19 protein-coding genes, 1 tRNA gene and 2 pseudogenes are annotated in these 17,009 nt (G+C 68.3%); 9 read left to right on the top strand and 13 right to left on the bottom strand.

The genetic code is table 11. The annotated features are described in order from the left end of the window. The 7 genes and pseudogenes from ACFVTC_RS41025 to ACFVTC_RS41055 all read left to right on the top strand — a co-directional run. A pseudogene (locus tag ACFVTC_RS41025) lies at window positions 1-105 on the top strand (6-phosphogluconate dehydrogenase); the annotation flags it as partial. 83 nt (window positions 106-188) lie between these two features. Further along, entirely contained in the window at window positions 189-1,313 is a 1,125-nt protein-coding gene (gene recF, locus ACFVTC_RS41030; RefSeq protein WP_390134713.1) for a DNA replication/repair protein RecF, read from the top strand. Next, window positions 1,310-1,882, top strand: coding sequence for a DUF721 domain-containing protein (locus tag ACFVTC_RS41035; RefSeq protein ID WP_390134714.1), 573 nt, complete (start codon window positions 1,310-1,312; stop codon window positions 1,880-1,882). The genes recF and ACFVTC_RS41035 overlap by 4 nt, the downstream gene beginning before the upstream one ends. A 389-nt stretch (window positions 1,883-2,271) precedes the next feature. After that, window positions 2,272-4,332 (top strand): DNA topoisomerase (ATP-hydrolyzing) subunit B, encoded by a 2,061-nt coding sequence (gene gyrB, locus ACFVTC_RS41040; RefSeq protein WP_390134715.1) that lies wholly within the window; start codon window positions 2,272-2,274, stop codon window positions 4,330-4,332. A 42-nt stretch (window positions 4,333-4,374) separates the two neighbouring features. After that, window positions 4,375-6,966 carry a DNA gyrase subunit A gene (gyrA, locus tag ACFVTC_RS41045; RefSeq protein ID WP_390134716.1) on the top strand — a complete coding sequence of 864 codons (2,592 nt, stop codon included), beginning with the start codon at window positions 4,375-4,377 and terminating at the stop codon, window positions 6,964-6,966. An 18-nt stretch (window positions 6,967-6,984) separates the two neighbouring features. Next, window positions 6,985-7,764 carry a DUF3566 domain-containing protein gene (locus ACFVTC_RS41050; protein WP_390134718.1) on the top strand — a complete coding sequence of 260 codons (780 nt, stop codon included), beginning with the start codon at window positions 6,985-6,987 and terminating at the stop codon, window positions 7,762-7,764. Window positions 7,765-7,875: 111 nt separating this feature from the next. After that, a tRNA-Ile gene (locus tag ACFVTC_RS41055) sits at window positions 7,876-7,952 on the top strand. A 69-nt stretch (window positions 7,953-8,021) separates the two neighbouring features. On the opposite strand, the gene ACFVTC_RS41060 is transcribed toward ACFVTC_RS41055, so the two are convergent. The 11 genes from ACFVTC_RS41060 to ACFVTC_RS41110 form a co-directional block, all read right to left on the bottom strand. Beyond that, the gene (locus ACFVTC_RS41060) at window positions 8,022-9,179 is read right to left on the bottom strand and encodes a tyrosine-type recombinase/integrase (RefSeq protein WP_390134720.1); all 1,158 of its coding nucleotides are present in this window, start codon (window positions 9,177-9,179) and stop codon (window positions 8,022-8,024) included. Next, complete coding sequence (locus ACFVTC_RS41065; RefSeq protein WP_351636716.1) at window positions 9,179-9,367, bottom strand: helix-turn-helix domain-containing protein; 189 nt, start codon at window positions 9,365-9,367, stop codon at window positions 9,179-9,181. The genes ACFVTC_RS41060 and ACFVTC_RS41065 overlap by 1 nt, the downstream gene beginning before the upstream one ends. Further along, on the bottom strand, window positions 9,364-10,755 hold the full coding sequence (gene repSA / locus ACFVTC_RS41070; protein ID WP_390134722.1) for a replication initiator protein RepSA: 1,392 nt from the start codon (window positions 10,753-10,755) through the stop codon (window positions 9,364-9,366). Before repSA ends, ACFVTC_RS41065 begins: the two co-directional genes overlap by 4 nt. After that, window positions 10,752-10,922, bottom strand: a complete 171-nt coding sequence (locus ACFVTC_RS41075) for a hypothetical protein (protein ID WP_390134724.1) — start codon at window positions 10,920-10,922, stop codon at window positions 10,752-10,754. Before ACFVTC_RS41075 ends, repSA begins: the two co-directional genes overlap by 4 nt. A 5-nt stretch (window positions 10,923-10,927) precedes the next feature. Further along, a complete protein-coding gene (locus tag ACFVTC_RS41080; protein ID WP_390134726.1) occupies window positions 10,928-11,107 on the bottom strand; it encodes a hypothetical protein in 180 nt (59 codons plus the stop codon). A gap of 92 nt (window positions 11,108-11,199) precedes the next feature. Continuing rightward, window positions 11,200-11,475 (bottom strand): hypothetical protein, encoded by a 276-nt coding sequence (locus tag ACFVTC_RS41085; protein ID WP_390134728.1) that lies wholly within the window; start codon window positions 11,473-11,475, stop codon window positions 11,200-11,202. A gap of 17 nt (window positions 11,476-11,492) precedes the next feature. After that, window positions 11,493-11,678: a mobile element transfer protein gene (locus tag ACFVTC_RS41090; RefSeq protein WP_329322244.1), complete on the bottom strand. Its 186-nt coding sequence runs from the start codon at window positions 11,676-11,678 to the stop codon at window positions 11,493-11,495. Window positions 11,679-11,698: 20 nt separating this feature from the next. Beyond that, a complete protein-coding gene (locus ACFVTC_RS41095; RefSeq protein ID WP_390134730.1) occupies window positions 11,699-12,367 on the bottom strand; it encodes a DUF2637 domain-containing protein in 669 nt (222 codons plus the stop codon). A gap of 74 nt (window positions 12,368-12,441) precedes the next feature. Continuing rightward, window positions 12,442-12,615 (bottom strand): hypothetical protein, encoded by a 174-nt coding sequence (locus ACFVTC_RS41100; protein ID WP_390134732.1) that lies wholly within the window; start codon window positions 12,613-12,615, stop codon window positions 12,442-12,444. 85 nt (window positions 12,616-12,700) lie between these two features. Further along, complete coding sequence (locus tag ACFVTC_RS41105) at window positions 12,701-14,041, bottom strand: FtsK/SpoIIIE domain-containing protein (RefSeq protein ID WP_390134734.1); 1,341 nt, start codon at window positions 14,039-14,041, stop codon at window positions 12,701-12,703. 3 nt (window positions 14,042-14,044) lie between these two features. Next, window positions 14,045-14,374: a hypothetical protein gene (locus ACFVTC_RS41110; protein ID WP_390134736.1), complete on the bottom strand. Its 330-nt coding sequence runs from the start codon at window positions 14,372-14,374 to the stop codon at window positions 14,045-14,047. A gap of 205 nt (window positions 14,375-14,579) precedes the next feature. On the opposite strand from ACFVTC_RS41110, the gene ACFVTC_RS41115 reads away from it, so the two are divergent. After that, the gene (locus ACFVTC_RS41115; protein ID WP_390134738.1) at window positions 14,580-15,338 is read left to right on the top strand and encodes a GntR family transcriptional regulator; all 759 of its coding nucleotides are present in this window, start codon (window positions 14,580-14,582) and stop codon (window positions 15,336-15,338) included. On the opposite strand, the gene ACFVTC_RS41120 is transcribed toward ACFVTC_RS41115, so the two are convergent. Together ACFVTC_RS41120 and ACFVTC_RS41125 are read right to left on the bottom strand one after the other, a co-directional pair. After that, window positions 15,339-15,515 (bottom strand): hypothetical protein, encoded by a 177-nt coding sequence (locus ACFVTC_RS41120; RefSeq protein WP_390134782.1) that lies wholly within the window; start codon window positions 15,513-15,515, stop codon window positions 15,339-15,341. It abuts the gene before it with no gap. Between the two features lie 6 nt (window positions 15,516-15,521). After that, window positions 15,522-16,031, bottom strand: a pseudogene (locus ACFVTC_RS41125) (nuclease-related domain-containing protein); the annotation flags it as partial. Here ACFVTC_RS41125 and ACFVTC_RS41130 point away from each other — a divergent pair. Next, on the top strand, window positions 16,030-16,182 hold the full coding sequence (locus tag ACFVTC_RS41130; protein ID WP_390134739.1) for a hypothetical protein: 153 nt from the start codon (window positions 16,030-16,032) through the stop codon (window positions 16,180-16,182). The pseudogene ACFVTC_RS41125 and the gene ACFVTC_RS41130 sit on opposite strands and share 2 nt — an antisense overlap. Window positions 16,183-17,009: the final 827 nt, after the last annotated feature.

Raw genomic sequence — 17,009 nt, forward strand, 5'->3', positions numbered from 1 at the left:
TCACTGTTCGCCCGCTTCGCCTCACGCCAGGACGACTCGCCGCAGATGAAGATGATCGCGGCACTGCGCAACCAGTTCGGCGGCCACGCCGTCGAACCGAAGTGATCCACAGATCCACATCCGTATCCACAGATCCGCGGGCCTGAAGGCCGGGGATCCGAGTCCCCGGGGGAGGTCGGCGAACGACCATGCACGTCACGCATCTGTCGCTGGCCGACTTCCGCTCCTACGCCCGGGTCGAGGTCCCGCTCGACCCGGGCGTCACCGCGTTCGTTGGCCCCAACGGACAGGGCAAGACGAACCTGGTCGAGGCGGTCGGCTATCTCGCGAGCCTCGGCAGCCACCGGGTCTCCTCGGACGCGCCCCTGGTGCGGATGGGCGCCGAGCGGGCGGTCATCCGTGCCAATGTCAGACAGGGTGAGCGTCAGCAGCTCATCGAGCTGGAGCTGAACCCCGGCCGGGCCAACCGCGCGCGCGTCAACAGGTCCTCGCAGGTCAGGCCCCGTGACGTGCTCGGCATCGTACGGACGGTGCTGTTCGCACCCGAGGACCTCGCGCTGGTCAAGGGCGACCCCGGTGAGCGACGCCGCTTCCTCGACGAACTGATCACCGCCCGCTCCCCGCGGATGGCGGGCGTCCGCTCCGACTACGACCGGGTCCTCAAGCAGCGCAACACCCTCCTCAAGACGGCCGCGCTGGCCCGCCGCCACGGCGGCCGCACCATGGACCTCTCCACGCTCGACGTCTGGGACCAGCACCTCGCGCGGGTGGGCGCCGAACTGCTCGCCCAGCGCCTCGACCTGGTCGCCGCGGTCCAGCCGCTGACCGACAAGGCATACGAACAGCTGGCGCCCGGTGGGGGCCCCGTCGCCCTGGAGTACAGGCCCTCGTCGGCCGTCCTCACCGGGCACACCCGCGAGGAGCTGTACGAGCAGCTGATGGAGGCCCTCGCCGAGTCCCGCAAGGCGGAGATCGAGCGGGGCGTCACCCTGGTGGGCCCGCACCGGGACGAGCTGCTGCTCAAGCTGGGCGAGCTGCCCGCCAAGGGATACGCGTCACACGGCGAGTCCTGGTCGTACGCGCTGGCGCTGCGACTGGCCTCGTACGACCTCCTGAGGGCCGAGGGCAACGAGCCGGTCCTGGTCCTGGACGACGTCTTCGCCGAGCTGGACAACCGCCGCAGGGAACGTCTGGCGGAACTCGTGGCCCCCGGCGAGCAGGTCCTCGTGACGGCGGCGGTCGACGACGACGTGCCGGGCGCCCTGGCGGGGACGCGTTACGCCGTCTCCGAGGGCACGGTGGAGCGGGTATGACGGAGAACACACCTCGGATCCCGGGGCCGTCCGCGCCGGCCGGTGAAGGCGCCGGGAAGACCCCCGAGCCGTCCGGCGTCGACCTCGCGCGCGTGGCACTGCGCGCCGCGAAGGAACAGGCACGCGCGCGGGGGGACGCGGCGCAGCAGAAGAAGCAGGCGCGCCGCGGCGGTCTGCGCTCCGGCGCGCGCGCCGACGGGCGCGACCCCATGGCGCTGGGCGCCGCGATCAACCGGCTGCTGACCGAGCGCGGCTGGGAGACGCCGGCCGCGGTGGGCGGGGTGATGGGGCGCTGGCCGCAGATCGTCGGAGACGACCTGGCCAAGCACTGCGTCCCGCTGCGGTACGACGACGACCCGGCCGAGCGGGTGCTGACCGTGCAGTGCGACTCGACCGCCTGGGCCACCCAGCTGCGGTTGCTCGCCCCGCAGCTGGTCGCGCGGCTGAACCAGGATCTCGGGCACGGCACCGTGAGGCTGATCAAGGTGCAGGGTCCGGGGGGGCCCGCGCGCCGGTTCGGGCCCCTGCGCGCCCCCGGGAGCACGGGTCCGGGCGACACCTACGGGTGACCGGGGCCAGTGGGAACCGGCCGCCGGGCGCGGGTGTCCGCGGTGGGTACGGGCAATCGCACGCGGTTGCGAACACCGACCTGACTCCGCAGTAGCGAAGGGTTGACACCCGGAAGCGCTGAGTGCCTCTGTGAGCCTCTTTGGGGCCGGGGCCGCATATGGGGAGTCGGGAGAGGCGGGTTCAGGGCGGCACATGCGGACTCAGGTACCGGCAAACCCCCATCACTGTCTGCGCTACCGGTAGACTGGAAGCTAATCCCGCCCCACTTGTGGGGACCGTCCGGGAGAAGCTGAGCAACGCTGATCAAGGCTTACCAACGCAACGTGCCGCAGCCGCTCCGGCAACCCGCCGACGAGCCTGGTTTGTGCTGTGCCAGAAAGGGCGCTTCGTGGCCGATTCCGGCAACCCCAACGAGAACATCCCGTCCACCGACGCAGGCGCCGTCGCCGGGGCAACCGCCTCGAACGGCGAGGTCACGGCCTCGTACGACGCCAGTGCCATCACCGTCCTCGAGGGTCTGGACGCGGTCCGCAAGCGACCCGGCATGTACATCGGCTCGACCGGTGAGCGCGGACTTCACCACCTCGTGTACGAGGTCGTCGACAACTCCGTGGACGAGGCGCTGGCCGGACACGCGGACACGATCGACATCACGATCCTGCCGGACGGCGGCGTGCGCGTGATCGACAACGGCCGCGGCATCCCGGTGGGCATCGTCGCCTCGGAGGGCAAGCCGGCCCTCGAGGTCGTGCTGACCGTCCTGCACGCGGGCGGCAAGTTCGGCGGCGGCGGCTACGCGGTCTCCGGTGGTCTGCACGGCGTGGGCGTCTCCGTCGTGAACGCCCTGTCGAGCAAGGTGTCCGTCGAGGTCAAGACGGACGGCCACCGCCACACGCAGGACTACAAGATGGGCGTCCCGACGGCCCCGCTGGTCCAGCACGAGGCCACCGAGGAGACGGGCACGTCGGTCACCTTCTGGGCCGACGCGGACATCTTCGAGACCACGGAGTACTCCTTCGAGACGCTCTCGCGGCGCTTCCAGGAGATGGCGTTCCTCAACAAGGGCCTGACGATCAACCTCACGGACGAGCGTGAGTCGGCGAAGGCCACCGCGGGCGCCGACGAGGCGGGCGCGGACGAGAAGGACGAGGTCAAGTCCGTCACGTATCACTACGAAGGCGGCATCGTCGACTTCGTGAAGTACCTCAACTCCCGCAAGGGGGACGTGGTGCACCCCACCGTCATCGACCTCGAGGCGGAGGACAAGGACAAGAGCCTGTCCCTCGAAGTCGCGATGCAGTGGAACAGCGGATACAGCGAGGGCGTGTACTCCTTCGCCAACATCATCCACACGCACGAGGGCGGTACGCACGAGGAGGGCTTCCGTGCGGCGCTGACCTCGCTGATCAACAAGTACGCGCGCGACAAGAAGCTGCTGCGCGAGAAGGACGACAACCTCACGGGTGACGACATCCGCGAGGGTCTGACCGCGATCATCTCGGTCAAGCTGAGCGAGCCGCAGTTCGAGGGCCAGACGAAGACCAAGCTGGGCAACACGGAGGCGAAGACCTTCGTCCAGCGCGCGGTCTACGAGCACCTCAACGACTGGCTGGACCGCAACCCGAACGAGGCCGCGGACATCATCCGCAAGTCCATCCAGGCGGCCACCGCGCGCGTGGCGGCCCGCAAGGCGCGCGACCTCACCCGCCGCAAGGGCCTGCTGGAGTCGGCGTCCCTGCCCGGCAAGCTGTCCGACTGCCAGTCGAACGACCCCACCAAGTGCGAGATCTTCATCGTCGAGGGTGACTCCGCCGGCGGCTCGGCCAAGTCCGGCCGTAACCCGCAGTACCAGGCGATCCTCCCGATCCGGGGAAAGATCCTCAACGTCGAGAAGGCGCGGATCGACAAGATCCTGCAGAACCAGGAGATCCAGGCGCTGATCTCCGCCTTCGGCACCGGAGTCCACGAGGACTTCGACATCGAGAAGCTCCGCTATCACAAGATCATCCTGATGGCGGACGCCGACGTCGACGGCCAGCACATCAACACCCTGCTGCTGACCTTCCTGTTCCGCTTCATGCGGCCGCTGGTCGAGGCCGGTCACGTGTTCCTGTCGCGCCCGCCGCTCTACAAGATCAAGTGGGGGCGGGACGACTTCGAGTACGCGTACTCGGACCGTGAGCGCGACGCGCTGATCGAGCTGGGCCGCCAGGCCGGCAAGCGCGTCCGTGAGGACTCCATCCAGCGATTCAAGGGTCTCGGCGAGATGAACGCCGAGGAACTGCGCATCACGACCATGGACCAGGAGCACCGCGTCCTCGGTCAGGTCACGCTCGACGACGCCGCCCAGGCCGACGACCTGTTCTCGGTCCTCATGGGCGAGGACGTCGAGGCGCGTCGCGCGTTCATCCAGCGCAACGCCAAGGACGTCCGCTTCCTCGACATCTGAGTCGGTCTCAGCTGACCGCGTCAGAAAGGATCTGCACCAGCAATGACCGACGAGAACACTCCGAGCGTCCCTGAAGAGGGCGAGATCGCCCTGCGCATCGAGCCCGTCGGGCTCGAGACCGAGATGCAGCGCTCGTACCTGGACTACGCGATGTCCGTCATCGTGTCGCGTGCGCTGCCCGACGTGCGGGACGGTCTCAAGCCCGTCCACCGCCGCGTCCTGTACGCCATGTACGACGGCGGCTACCGGCCCGAGAAGGGCTTCTACAAGTGCGCCCGCGTCGTCGGTGACGTCATGGGCACCTACCACCCGCACGGCGACTCCTCGATCTACGACGCGCTGGTCCGCCTCGCGCAGCCGTGGTCGATGCGGATGCCGCTGGTGGACTCCAACGGCAACTTCGGCTCTCCCGGCAACGACCCGGCCGCTGCCATGCGGTACACCGAGTGCAAGCTGAAGCCGCTGTCCATGGAGATGGTCCGCGACATCGACGAGGAGACCGTCGATTTCACGGACAACTATGACGGCCGCAACCAGGAGCCGACGGTCCTGCCGGCCCGCTTCCCGAACCTGCTGATCAACGGTTCGGCGGGCATCGCGGTTGGTATGGCCACGAACATCCCGCCGCACAACCTGCGCGAGGTCGCGGCCGGCGCCCAGTGGTACCTGGAGAATCCCGAGGCATCCCACGAGGAGCTTCTGGACGCCCTGATCGAGCGCATCAAGGGCCCGGATTTCCCCAGCGGCGCCCTGGTCGTGGGCCGCAAGGGCATCGAGGAGGCGTACCGCACGGGCCGTGGCTCCATCACGATGCGCGCGGTCGTCGACGTCGAGGAGATCCAGAACCGCCAGTGCCTGGTGGTCACCGAACTCCCGTACCAGACCAACCCCGACAACCTCGCCCAGAAGATCGCCGACCTGGTCAAGGACGGCAAGGTCGGCGGCATCGCCGACGTCCGCGACGAGACCAGCTCGCGTACGGGCCAGCGGCTCGTGATCGTGCTCAAGAGGGACGCGGTCGCCAAGGTCGTCCTGAACAACCTCTACAAGCACACCGATCTGCAGTCGAACTTCGGCGCCAACATGCTGGCGCTGGTCGACGGCGTCCCGCGCACGCTGTCGCTGGACGCGTTCATCCGGCACTGGGTGACGCACCAGATCGAGGTCATCGTCCGCCGGACGAAGTTCCGGCTGCGCAAGGCCGAGGAGCGCGCGCACATCCTGCGTGGCCTCCTGAAGGCCCTGGACGCCATCGACGAGGTCATCGCGCTCATCCGGCGCAGTGACACCGTGGAGATCGCGCGAGAGGGCCTGATGGGCCTCCTGGAGATCGACGAGATCCAGGCGAACGCCATCCTCGAGATGCAGCTGCGCCGACTGGCCGCCCTGGAACGTCAGAAGATCATCCAGGAGCACGACGAGCTCCAGGCGAAGATCACCGAGTACAACGCGATCCTGGCTTCGCCGGTGCGTCAGCGCGGCATCATCAGCGAGGAACTCGCCGCGATCGTCGAGAAGTTCGGCGACGACCGGCGTTCCAAGCTGGTGCCGTTCGACGGCGACATGTCCATCGAGGACCTGATCGCCGAAGAGGACATCGTCGTCACCATCACGCGCGGTGGCTACATCAAGCGCACCAAGACCGAGGACTACCGGTCGCAGAAGCGGGGCGGCAAGGGCGTCCGCGGCGCGAAGCTGAAGCAGGACGACATCGTCGACCACTTCTTCGTGTCGACGACGCACCACTGGCTGCTGTTCTTCACGAACAAGGGCCGTGTCTACCGGGCGAAGGCGTACGAGCTGCCGGACGCCGGCCGGGACGCCCGCGGGCAGCACGTCGCGAACCTGCTGGCCTTCCAGCCGGACGAGGCGATCGCCGAGATCCTCGCGATCCGCGACTACGAGGCGGCGTCCTACCTGGTCCTGGCCACCAAGGGCGGCCTGGTTAAGAAGACGCCACTGAAGGATTACGATTCCCCGCGCTCGGGCGGCGTCATCGCGATCAATCTTCGGGAGACGGAGGACGGATCCGATGACGAACTGATCGGAGCCGAACTCGTCTCGGCCGAGGATGATCTGCTTCTGATCAGCAAGAAGGCCCAGTCGATCAGGTTCACCGCAACGGACGACGCGTTGCGACCGATGGGCCGTGCCACCTCGGGCGTCAAGGGCATGAGTTTCCGCGAGGGGGACCAACTGCTCTCGATGAATGTTGTTCGACCCGGTACGTTCGTGTTCACTGCCACAGACGGTGGGTACGCGAAGCGCACCGCCGTCGACGAGTACCGCGTCCAGGGTCGCGGCGGCCTCGGTATCAAGGCCGCCAAGATCGTCGAGGACCGTGGTTCCCTGGTCGGCGCGCTGGTGGTCGAGGAGACCGACGAGATCCTCGCCATCACCCTGTCCGGCGGTGTGATTCGTACGCGAGTCAACGAGGTCAGGGAGACGGGCCGTGACACCATGGGCGTCCAACTGATCAACCTGGGCAAGCGCGATGCCGTGGTCGGTATCGCACGCAACGCCGAGGCAGGCCGCGAGGCCGAGGAAGTCGACGGCGAGGGTGCCGAGGACGAGACCGCCGAGGCCATCGAGGCCGTCGGTACGGACGAGGGCGAGCAGTCCTCGTCCGAGTAGCGCGAGGAGTGAGTCATCGTGAGCGGAGCCACGGGCGCCGGATCGGCCGGTACGGACACGGACGGCGGCCGTGGCCCCGCCACGAACTCGACTGACTCCCATGACTCTCATGGATCCCAGGGGGGAACTGTGACGGACACCCGAGGTTCGCAGGGCCAGCAGTACGCGGCCGGAGCGGGCCCCGCGGCTCCGGGCGGGCCGGCCGCGGCCGGCCCTGCCACGACCAAGGCGGCGCCCGGCGCGCCGGCCACTTCGCCGACGCCTCCCGCGGGCCCGGCCACGGCCGCTCCGGCGGGCGCATCCGCACTGCCGGGGGAGCGGCAGCCGCAGCAGCCCTCGCAGCCGTACCACCCACCGCAGGCGTACGCGGCCCAGACGCCGTCCGGCGCCGTGCGCCGGCCTCGGACCGGGGCGCGTACCACGCCGCGCACCCGCAAGGCGCGGCTGAGGGTGGCCAAGACCGACCCCTGGTCGGTGATGAAGGTCAGCTTCCTGCTCTCCATCGCGCTCGGCATCTGCACGGTCGTGGCGGCGGCGGTGCTGTGGATGGTCATGGACGCGATGGGCGTCTTCTCGACGGTCGGCGGCACGATCTCCGAGGCGACGGGGTCGAACGAGGCGAACGGTTTCGACCTGCAGTCGTTCCTCTCCCTGCCGAACGTCCTGTTGTTCACGTCGATCATCGCGGTCATCGACGTCGTGCTCGCCACGGCGCTCGCGACGCTCGGATCCTTCATCTACAACCTCTCCGCGGGCTTCGTCGGCGGCATTGAGCTGACCCTCGCCGAGGACGAATAGCGGCGGCCCGCGAGCCTCCGTGAGGGGCCCGGGATACCGATTTTGGGACTGGCCGCGTCGTGCGCTAATCTTCAGAGGTCAGCGCGCGGGACACACACCGCAAAGCGCGGCGGGGCTATAGCTCAGTTGGTTAGAGCGCATCCCTGATAAGGATGAGGCCACAGGTTCAAATCCTGTTAGCCCCACCAGCAGAAAGACCCCCGGTCCACTAGGGCCGGGGGTCTTTTGACACCCATGATTGACACCAACAGCGGCGATCAGCCGATGAGCGGGTCTTCTAGCAGCTCCGCAAGCAGCGTGACGGCTTCCCGTTCGCTGTCGCCCACCACGTGCGTATAGACGTCCATGGTCATGCTGATCTGGCTGTGCCGAAGGATCGCCTGAGCGACCTTGGGGTGCACCTTCAGGAAGGCGAGGAGGGTGCCGCAGGTATGCCGGGCGAGCCGGACCGTGATGCGGCGGACGCCGGCGCGCTTCACGAGACGATCGAAGGTCCGGGAGAATCCGGTGGGGTCGATCATGCCGCCGTGCTCTGAGGAAAAGATCAGATCGTGGCCTTCCTCCTGCACCCACCGGGCTCCAGCGATCTTCTGTTCCAGCTCTTGAAGAGTCCGGCGCTCCCTCAGGGCGCGGGCGCAGAACTCCGGGAGGGGGAGCACCGCCTGTGAGGACTCGGTCTTGAGGTCCTTGAGGACCAGGCCGACGCCCTTCTCACGCTGCACCTGTTTGACCGGGATGAACCGGTTTGCCTCGAAGTCGATGTCCTGCCACCGCAGGCCGAGGACTTCACTCCGCCGAAGGCCGAGCACCAGGACCAGCACACAGGCCGCGTACAGGCGGTGCGCGCGGACCGAACGAAGGAAGGCGATCGCCTCCCGCGCGTTCCACGCTGCGCCCTTGTCCTTGGAGACCTTGGGCATGTCCACCAGGAGCGCGACGTTTCGAGTGAGCAGTTCCTCCTGCATTGCCCGGTTGAGGGCGTTGCGAAGGACCCGAAGCACCTCGAAGCGGGTGGCCGCGCCGACCTTCTCGCGCTTGAGTGCCGCCATGAACGTACGGAGCTGCGCCGGCGTGAGCTTGACGAGCGGCTTCTTGCCGAGGTGAGGCAGCAGGTAGAGACGGACCTTGGACTCGTACTTTGCGTAGGTGTTGTGCTCGCGCTCCGGCAGGACGATGTGCTCCAACCAGTACGTCAGCCACTCACCCAGCGTCCAGGCACGAGACGGCACCGGGACCCCGTTACGCTCCTGATTCTGGAGGCCCCCGAGCTTCTCGTTCGCTTCGTCCCAGGTGGCGCCATACACGGTCTTACGGACACGATTCCCGTCCGTGTCCGTGACGTACGCACGGCCCATGTAGCGGCCGTCCGCACGCCTGGAGATGCTGCCCCCGCCGTTGGGGCGACGCTTAGCCATCAGGCAGCCTCTCCGATCTGACCAACGATGAAGGTGCGCACCGCGTCCGTGGGGATACGACGGCAGCCGTCGACCTTGATGGACACGAGCCGATGAGTGCGGATCAGGTCGTAGACCTTGGTACGGCCCACGTTGAGCCGTTGCATGACCTCGGGAACGGTCAGAAGCTCGGGCGTGGCAGCGGTCATGCAACGGCTCCTTCCAAGTCGAGCAGGGCGGGCAGTTCCTCGCGTGCGGTCTCGCGGTTGAGTTGGATGTCGCGGTGGATGTTGGCGGCGAGCCAGGATTCGCCGGGGGTGTGGCCGTGGCCGGCGTAGGTCCAGTGGGAGAGCACGAGGGTGGTGGCTTCCGGGTGGTCGTCGGGGTCGGGCAGGCCGAGGGCGGTGCGTTGCTGGGCTGCGCGGTAGTCGGCTCTGACCTGGCGGAGGGCGCCGAGGGTGGTGGAGTAGCGGCGGGATTTGGTGGAGAAGTGGCCGCGGAAGCCGAGCATGTGGGCCCACTCGCGTAACTTCCGGTCGGGGTAGAGCGCGTGGAGGTCGAGGCAGGCTTCCATCAGTCGGCGAGGATGCTCGGGCACGTCCAGGAGCACGAGGGCTTCCTTGTTGCCGACCCTGCGGTCCACGGCGCCCGTGTTCTCAGCGGCCTTCGTGGCGTACTTGGCGACGTAGGAGGCCACGGCCGCTTCCGTGATCTCCTTCCCCTCCCCGAAGGCGCTGATCGGCTGGACGTCGAGCTGTGTCCCCCACCGCAGCGTCCGAGCCGACTGGTCCCCCACGGCAGCCACGTCGACGGCTACGCGGGCAGCGGCGGCGCCGATTGCGTCGGTGAGAAGGTCGAGGGTGGCCCAGTGCGGGGGCGGGGTGTCGGGTCCTTCGGGTCCGTCGAAGCGGATCACGGCGTGGAAGTGGACGGCACCGCGCTTCTGATACTCGGCGACCTTCCCGAACGAGATCCGGGACTGTTCGCGAGCGTCCTTCTGTGTCAGGCCGGCGCGCTTGGCGATCTCGCGGCGGAGGTAGATCGAGAAGTAGCGCCACAGGTCGGATGCGTGGTTGTTCCACAGCACCGCCCCCGCGTAGTCGTACGACTCGGGATCGAGCGGCGTACCCAGCTCTGGCGCGTCCTCCGGGTGCCGGGCGCCGCAGCGGCAGGGCCGGTTGCCGGGCCGGTTGTGGACGGGGCCGAAGGAGGGGGCGGTGAGGGTGGCGAAGACGCGGGGGTGTTCGCGGACGGTGTGCGGGGTGCCCTTGTCCGGGTCTCCGGTGAGTCCGGCTCGGATGAGGTGGTAGGTGTCGCCGGCGTAGGTCCAGGCGCAGGCCGGGCAGCGGGAGGCGCGGCGGTTGCCGCACGCGATGCGGAGCATGCCGCCCGGCTCATCCTCGGTCGAGTAGTAGTGGAGAACGGTCTTCGTTGTCGGGTCGATGGTCTTGGTTGCGCCGGTCAGACGGATGGGGTCGGAGCAGCCTCCGGTGCGGCGGATCTGGTCTTGCCAGCGGTCGAAGTCAGCCGAACCGGCCACCCTCAGCACATCGGCGAGGGTGGCCGGGTCGAGACCCACCGCGGTGGGGGTCGTCACTGGTCGTCGTCCTTACGGGTGTGGGCATTGATCCAGTCCTCGGCGCAGACCTTGTGGACGGGCTTGCCCCGGTCGGAGCGCAGCGGGGTGGGCTTGGTGCAGATCACGCAGGGCTGGTCACCGGTGTGGTCGAAGTGCTCCGGAGAGCGCCAGTCGAGGAGAGCCATGCCCGTCACCTCCCGGCCCGGGCGAGGGCGGAGCGGCGGACCGTACCGGTGCCCTTGCAGGCCCGGCAGGCGATCTGGAGGGTGGTGCGGGAGCCGTCGCGGTCGCGTCCACCGGTGGTGATGGCGACGACGGGGAAGCCGTCGCAGTTGCGGCAGACGGGCGTGTTCGGGACGTGCTGAGGCATGATGAGCGAGCCCTTTCGGGTCGGAAGATCAGGAAGCGGTGGAGCCGTCCGGGGCGGCGGATACTTGGCGGTAGAGGCCGTCCCGGAGGGTGTTACTTGTGGCGGCGGTTGATCGTGTAGCTGATTCCGCCGCTCGCGGAGATGACCGCGACCGCAGCGGCGGCGATGACCTGGACGACGTAGGCGACCACCAGCAGGACCGCGATGGAGCCGGCGGCGATGACCAGGGTCAGGACGATGGGGCCCTTGTAGGAGCGGGGCGCTTCCTGCACGATCACCAGCCGGCGGACGTCGGTGCCGGGCGGGATCTGCCGGTAGAGGTCGGCGGGGATGTGACCGGCGCGAAGTTGGTCCTCGGGTATCTGCACGGTTCGGCCCTCCCGGCTCAGGCGGTGCAGCGGTGGGTGCGGGCGGCGAGTTCCGCGGCCGAGCGGTCGCGGTGCTCGGTGGAGAAGCCGCAGTTCGGGGCCGTGCAGGCGGCGGTGTGTCGGGTCTGGCCTCGGCCGTTGTTGAACGTGCCGACCTTGACCGGACCGATGCGGATCACGTCGTAGAAGCGGTTCGGACGCATGCGAGGGATCTCCCTTCTGATCAGGTGAGTTGGAGTTCAGCGGCGATCGCGTCGAAGGTGGGGCCGGGCAGACCGAGCCGGGCGGAGAGTGCGTCCGCCGGCATCGGGGCGCCCGTCGTGGCACGGTGCGCGTCGGCGATCTTCCGGGCGTGGTCGACCAACGCAGCCGGAACAGCCACCGCGGCCGCGGCAGGAACGTCGGGCCGTGCGGGTGGCAGCTCGGGAGCAGCCAGCGGGGACGGGGTGGGGTCGTCGCGGTGCATGTCGACCTCGGTCACGGCCGGTTCGCCCACAGGCTGTGGGCGAGGTTCGGTCGGGGCCGGGGTGTCGGTGGGCGAGTGGACGAGGAGGGTGCCGCCCAGGAAGGCGAGGGCGGGCCAGCCGGCGACGAGGATGCGCAGCCAGGCCGGGACGTCGCGCAGGTCGAGGAGTCCGGCGGTGGCGATGTTGGCACCGAGGGAGGCGACCAGGGCGATCACGAACCAGACCCAGGCCGCCCGGTCCCGGCGGGCCGTGCGCAGCCGGCGCCAGGCGGCGACCATCAGCAGGTCGACGCTGATCGGGTAGACCCATCCCTTCCACCCGGACTGGCCAGCGGCTTCGGCCAGGTCATGCAGGTGGGCGAAGGACAGAGCACCAGCGATCACGGCCTGGACGAGGACGGCATCGGGGCGCAGCGAGCGGGGCATGTCTTCACCTCCTTCACGGAGATCAGGCCGGGGACGGGGCGGGAGCGGTGTCCGTGCCGCCCCATCCCGGCAGGTCAGTTGGTGGCTTCGCCGGTGCCGAAGCAGGCCAGGCAGATACCGGCCTGTTGGCCGACCGTGCGGCGGTTGCGGCCCACACGGACCGCGGCGGGAACCTCTCCGGTGCCGCCGCAGGGGCCGCACTTCGGTGTGACCGGCGCCGGGGGCGGGGGCGGCTTTTTCGAGGCCACGGGATCAGTCCTCCTGTCTTGTGGCATGACGGGGTAGGGACTTGGCGCGAGGCGGTCACGCCAACCGGATGGGGCAGGGGATGCGCTATTCGGTGACCGGCCGGGGCTTCACGAGCGGCGGCGCGGTGGGCATCGGCACAGGGCGGACGGCCGGGCGGAACGGGGCCAGGAACGGCAGCTCCGGGGTCAGGTGGGCGAACTCCCGGCAGACGGCCGCAGCCTCATCCGGGGTGATCTCCGGGGTACGGATGCGGGACCAGCCACCGGAAGTGTCGCCGGCCACCGCGACGCCGGGGCGGTCCGGAGCGATCCCGGTCACCGCGACCACCGCGTCCGGGGCGATGTCGCCCAAGCCCATCTCTGCCGTCTGTTTGTCGTTGACGCGGTGCACGACACGGCCGGTGAGCTGGGCACGCAGGGCTGTGGCGCCCTTGCCGAGGTCGGAGCCGAAGCGCTGCCCGCAGACCTCCAGGTAGATCCCGACCGCACGGGCCATCTGTCCCAGCCGCACCAGTTGCATGACTGCCCGGTCGCGGGCCGGCTCCTCCTTCTTGGATGCCACGAGGAACAGTTCGGCGATCTCATCGATCAGGACCACCAGCGGCACCGGCCGCACCTTCTCCGGCAGGTCCCACAGCTCGGAGACCCCGTGACCGGCGAGCAGGTCGAAGCGGTCTTCCATCTCGGCGACGAGCACGTCGAGCAGGGCGCCGGCGGTCTCCGGGGTGGTGGCCAGGGCGGAGAGGCGAGGCGCGTAGCGGCCTTGTTCGACACCGCGCTTGCAGTCGATACCGACCAGGCCGATCGGCAGGCGTGCCAGGCCCGTCACCAGGTTGCGTTGGAACATCGACTTGCCCGACAGCGTGGCGCCGAGGGTGAGGGCCATCGGGACCTTGCGGTAGTCCCGCTCGAAGACCGTGCCGTCCTCCCGCAGAGCGACCGGGACGACCATGTCCGCGGGCACCGCCCGACGCGGCAGACGGACCCGGTTGAGGACGTCGTAACCGGTCATCCGCAGTTCCACGAACCCCGGCTTCGTCTCGACCACCGACACCGACCGCACGCCCCACGCATGACGCAGACGCTCCGCGGACGCGGCCAGATCGGCGGGCTCCAGACCGGCAGGCAGACGCAGGGTGATGCGCAGGCCGGCCGAGGTCGGACGGACCCGGCGGACCTTCGGCGGCACCGGTCGAACCTCACGCCGGGCGACGTTGCGAGTCATGAACGCCCTAAAGCCGGACGGCTGCACCGTCAGCCCGCAGACATCCATCGTGGACCGGTACGTCAGCGTGAACCGGCCCCACGTGGCCGGCAGTCCGACCAGCGACCAGTACACCCGCGGGGCCCGGACCTTCGCGTAGCCGAGACCACCAGCGCCGGTTAAGGCCCCGGTCGCCTCCAGCCACAGGGACAGATCGGTCATGGCTCAGACCCCGGCCGCGACGGCGACGGCGCGGAACGAGATGCCGTGGCGCTTCTGCCCGTTGAACTCGTTCTCCCAGTCACGGGCCTTGAGCCCGATCACCTTCACCGGGGTACCCGGCGCCAGGCCCTCCGGGATACCCGTCTCGGGAACAGCGACCTGGTAGAGGTTGCCCTCCCCCTCGTCGGAGACCAGCAGGCCCACCGTGGTCATGCCCGCACCGGTCTCCCGGTCCACGGCCCGCTCCCCGGTCTTCTTGTTGACCATCTTCGGCTCCGGCGCAGTCGCGACGAAGACCACAGCGGTCGAAAGGTCGATCTTGAACGACGGCATACGTCACTCCTCGTTCATGGAGGCGCTTGTGCAACCTCTCTAGACATCTCTATTTGAGCGCACATCTCTAGAGACGTCAACGCCTCTCTAGAGATGTTTCGAAGGCGGAGGTATGGCCAGTCGAGTTGCAAGGTTGTAGCGGCAGGCTGGTGTGGCCGTGTAGCTACAAACCCCTAAGGTGTCTAGAGAGGAAGGGAGGGATCACATGACCACCCAGGGCGGCGAACGCCAGCCGAAGTACCAGCGCATTGCCGACAAGCTGCGGGAAGCGATTCAGGCCGGCGAGTACGGCCCGGGCGACCGGCTACCAGGAGAGAACGAGCTCATGGCCACCTACGAGGTGGCCCGAATGACTGCACGGCAGGCTCTCGGCATGCTCCAGAACGAGGGACTGACCGAGTCCCGCAAGGGCGCCGGAGTGTTCGTACGGGACTTCAAGCCGCTTAGGCGTCGAGGAATTCAGCGACTGTCGCGGGACCAGTGGGGTTCGGGGCGGTCCATCTGGTCGGCAGACATCGAGGACCGCACTTTGGTCGTCGACCAGGTGCAGGTCTTCGAGGCGACTGCCCCCGAGCGGATCAGCCAGGTGCTCGACATCCAGGCCGGTGCGTCAGCATGCGTACGCAGCCGCCGCTTCGTGCTGGACGACAAGCCCGTTCTTCTGTCTACGTCGTACCTGCCCGCGGACATGGTGGCGGGGTCGGCGATCACTCAGGAAGACACCGGCCCTGGCGGCACCTACGCCCGTCTGGCCGAGCTTGGCTACAAGCCGGTCCACTTCCGCGAGGAGATCCGCGGGCGGATGCCGTCACAGGAGGAGGCAAGTCGCCTCCAGCTCTCCATGGGCACCCCTGTAATCATGATCTGCCGTACGGCATTCGCGGACGAGGGACGTCCCGTAGAGGTGAACGAGATGATCCTCGACTCTGCCGCCTATGTGTTGGAGTACGACTTCGACGCCTGATCAGCCGGCCCAGGTCCGAGCGTCCCGCGCCACACCGTAGATGTGCGCGACATGGTCGGGTGAGAGCGTGGGTGAGAGTCCCGACAGGACGCGGTCAAGGTGTTCCACGGCGAGGACGAGCACCGGAGGGCTTGCGCTCTTGATCGTGAGTTTCGCCGCGTGGACCACGGAGATCACAGGGCGGACAGAAACGTCAGTTCCGGAGCGCCTGGACAGGACACGCGACACGCGACGCGCTTCGGACTGACTGATCGCAATGTGCCGAGTGACGGACCCGTTCACGGTAATGGCGGAGTCGCCGTACCAAACGGACTTGCCCCGATGCCGCTTGGAGTTGATGGAGAAAACGCCGGCAGGGCCGATGGCGAGGTGGTCAATGTCTGCGCCGCTCGCCCACTGAACGGCGTGGAGGGTGAACCAGCCACGGCTCCGGAGTCTGTTCAATCGCCTACCGGTGGCCCGCTCACCGACAAGCCCGTCCGACCAACTACGGGTTTCCGAGCCCGGCACCCAGCGGTTGATCAGCCTCAGCGCCGGGTTCGGCTGGAGCTCCTGGATCTTCCGGCGCACCGCGTCGCCCGGCCGATTCCGTGCCAAGTCATCCGGTAACGGTTGCACCCTGCCCCCTTGTGAGCACCCTTTGCCGTCAGACGACCACGGAGGCATCCCGGCGCCAAGGCCCGTATCAGCCATGAGCTGTTACAGGTTTCTCTACCTCATCAAGCCCCGGCTGCGCTCCGCTCCGCCGGGCGCGCTCCCGGCTCTGGCTGCGCCCGCGCTCCTGCCTTCGGCCCGCTCGGCGCTGCCGCCGCCGACGCGCGCCCACATGTGGGTGGGCCGGTAGGCGTGAGTCGATCACCGCGTAGAGCGGCCTACGGTCAAGACGATGCCTCCGGCGGGGGATCGGCCGGCACCGGGATGGAGGGGGCGCCGTTCCCGACTGCGGGCCCGTAGTGGCGTGCGCAGGGTGCTCCCATCCCGTCCACCGTCGACCCAGGCAGAGCCGAGCAGACGCGGCCCATGGCGTCCAGGTCGTTCGTACAGTGGTGCGCTCCACCTGGACGCCATGAACCACGCCCGCTCCACGGTGTGTGGGTCGACGGCGGACGGGATGGGAGCTGGGGTGGGTGGTGGGCCGAGGTGGGGAAGCTTGGTTCCACGTGAAACGTCGATGAGTAGCGAAGGGTAAAACGATGCCCCCGGACCGCATCGAGGTCCAGGGGCAGGGGTGGCTAGGCAGGGGCGCCTACTGGGTCGGGCGGTGAACCATCACTCGCTCGTAGATCACGAGGAAAGGCGCCACATATCCGGAGGCTTCCGCAGGCGTAGCGCTATGAGTCGCGATCAGCGCCGCTCCAGCCATGAGAGCGCCGATGTAGGTGAGCCCGGTGACCCACGGCGGCGGAGGTGGAGGGGGCGTGTGGAAAACCTTCTCGGGCTTGCCCATAATGAGGCTGTTCCCTTCTATTGGGACCAACGGCCACCCGCATGTGTTTGAGAGCGCGCGCGGGTGGCCTTAAGTGTTCGTGCGGCAACGTCACCGCGCGTAGGGATTCTTCACCATGTGCCACGCGAAGTGCAAATCATTCGAAGGCTGAACGCCTGTTTCACGTGAAACATCGAAGGTGAAGTGCGCCTGGAACGGTATCAAACCTTTGATTCAAAGGCTCG

Source organism: Streptomyces sp. NPDC057950, from assembly GCF_042887295.1.
GTDB lineage: Bacteria > Actinomycetota > Actinomycetes > Streptomycetales > Streptomycetaceae > Streptomyces > Streptomyces kaempferi.

Coding starts and splice junctions, on each gene's coding strand:
- recF (WP_390134713.1), top strand. CDS start 189: ATGCACGTCACGCATCTGTCGCTGGCCGACTTCCGCTCCTACGCCCGG.
- ACFVTC_RS41035 (WP_390134714.1), top strand. CDS start 1,310: ATGACGGAGAACACACCTCGGATCCCGGGGCCGTCCGCGCCGGCCGGT.
- gyrA (WP_390134716.1), top strand. CDS start 4,375: ATGACCGACGAGAACACTCCGAGCGTCCCTGAAGAGGGCGAGATCGCC.
- ACFVTC_RS41060 (WP_390134720.1), bottom strand. CDS start 9,179: ATGGCTAAGCGTCGCCCCAACGGCGGGGGCAGCATCTCCAGGCGTGCG.
- ACFVTC_RS41065 (WP_351636716.1), bottom strand. CDS start 9,367: ATGACCGCTGCCACGCCCGAGCTTCTGACCGTTCCCGAGGTCATGCAA.
- ACFVTC_RS41075 (WP_390134724.1), bottom strand. CDS start 10,922: ATGGCTCTCCTCGACTGGCGCTCTCCGGAGCACTTCGACCACACCGGT.
- ACFVTC_RS41080 (WP_390134726.1), bottom strand. CDS start 11,107: ATGCCTCAGCACGTCCCGAACACGCCCGTCTGCCGCAACTGCGACGGC.
- ACFVTC_RS41090 (WP_329322244.1), bottom strand. CDS start 11,678: ATGCGTCCGAACCGCTTCTACGACGTGATCCGCATCGGTCCGGTCAAG.
- ACFVTC_RS41095 (WP_390134730.1), bottom strand. CDS start 12,367: ATGCCCCGCTCGCTGCGCCCCGATGCCGTCCTCGTCCAGGCCGTGATC.
- ACFVTC_RS41105 (WP_390134734.1), bottom strand. CDS start 14,041: ATGACCGATCTGTCCCTGTGGCTGGAGGCGACCGGGGCCTTAACCGGC.
- ACFVTC_RS41110 (WP_390134736.1), bottom strand. CDS start 14,374: ATGCCGTCGTTCAAGATCGACCTTTCGACCGCTGTGGTCTTCGTCGCG.
- ACFVTC_RS41115 (WP_390134738.1), top strand. CDS start 14,580: ATGACCACCCAGGGCGGCGAACGCCAGCCGAAGTACCAGCGCATTGCC.
- ACFVTC_RS41130 (WP_390134739.1), top strand. CDS start 16,030: ATGAGCTGTTACAGGTTTCTCTACCTCATCAAGCCCCGGCTGCGCTCC.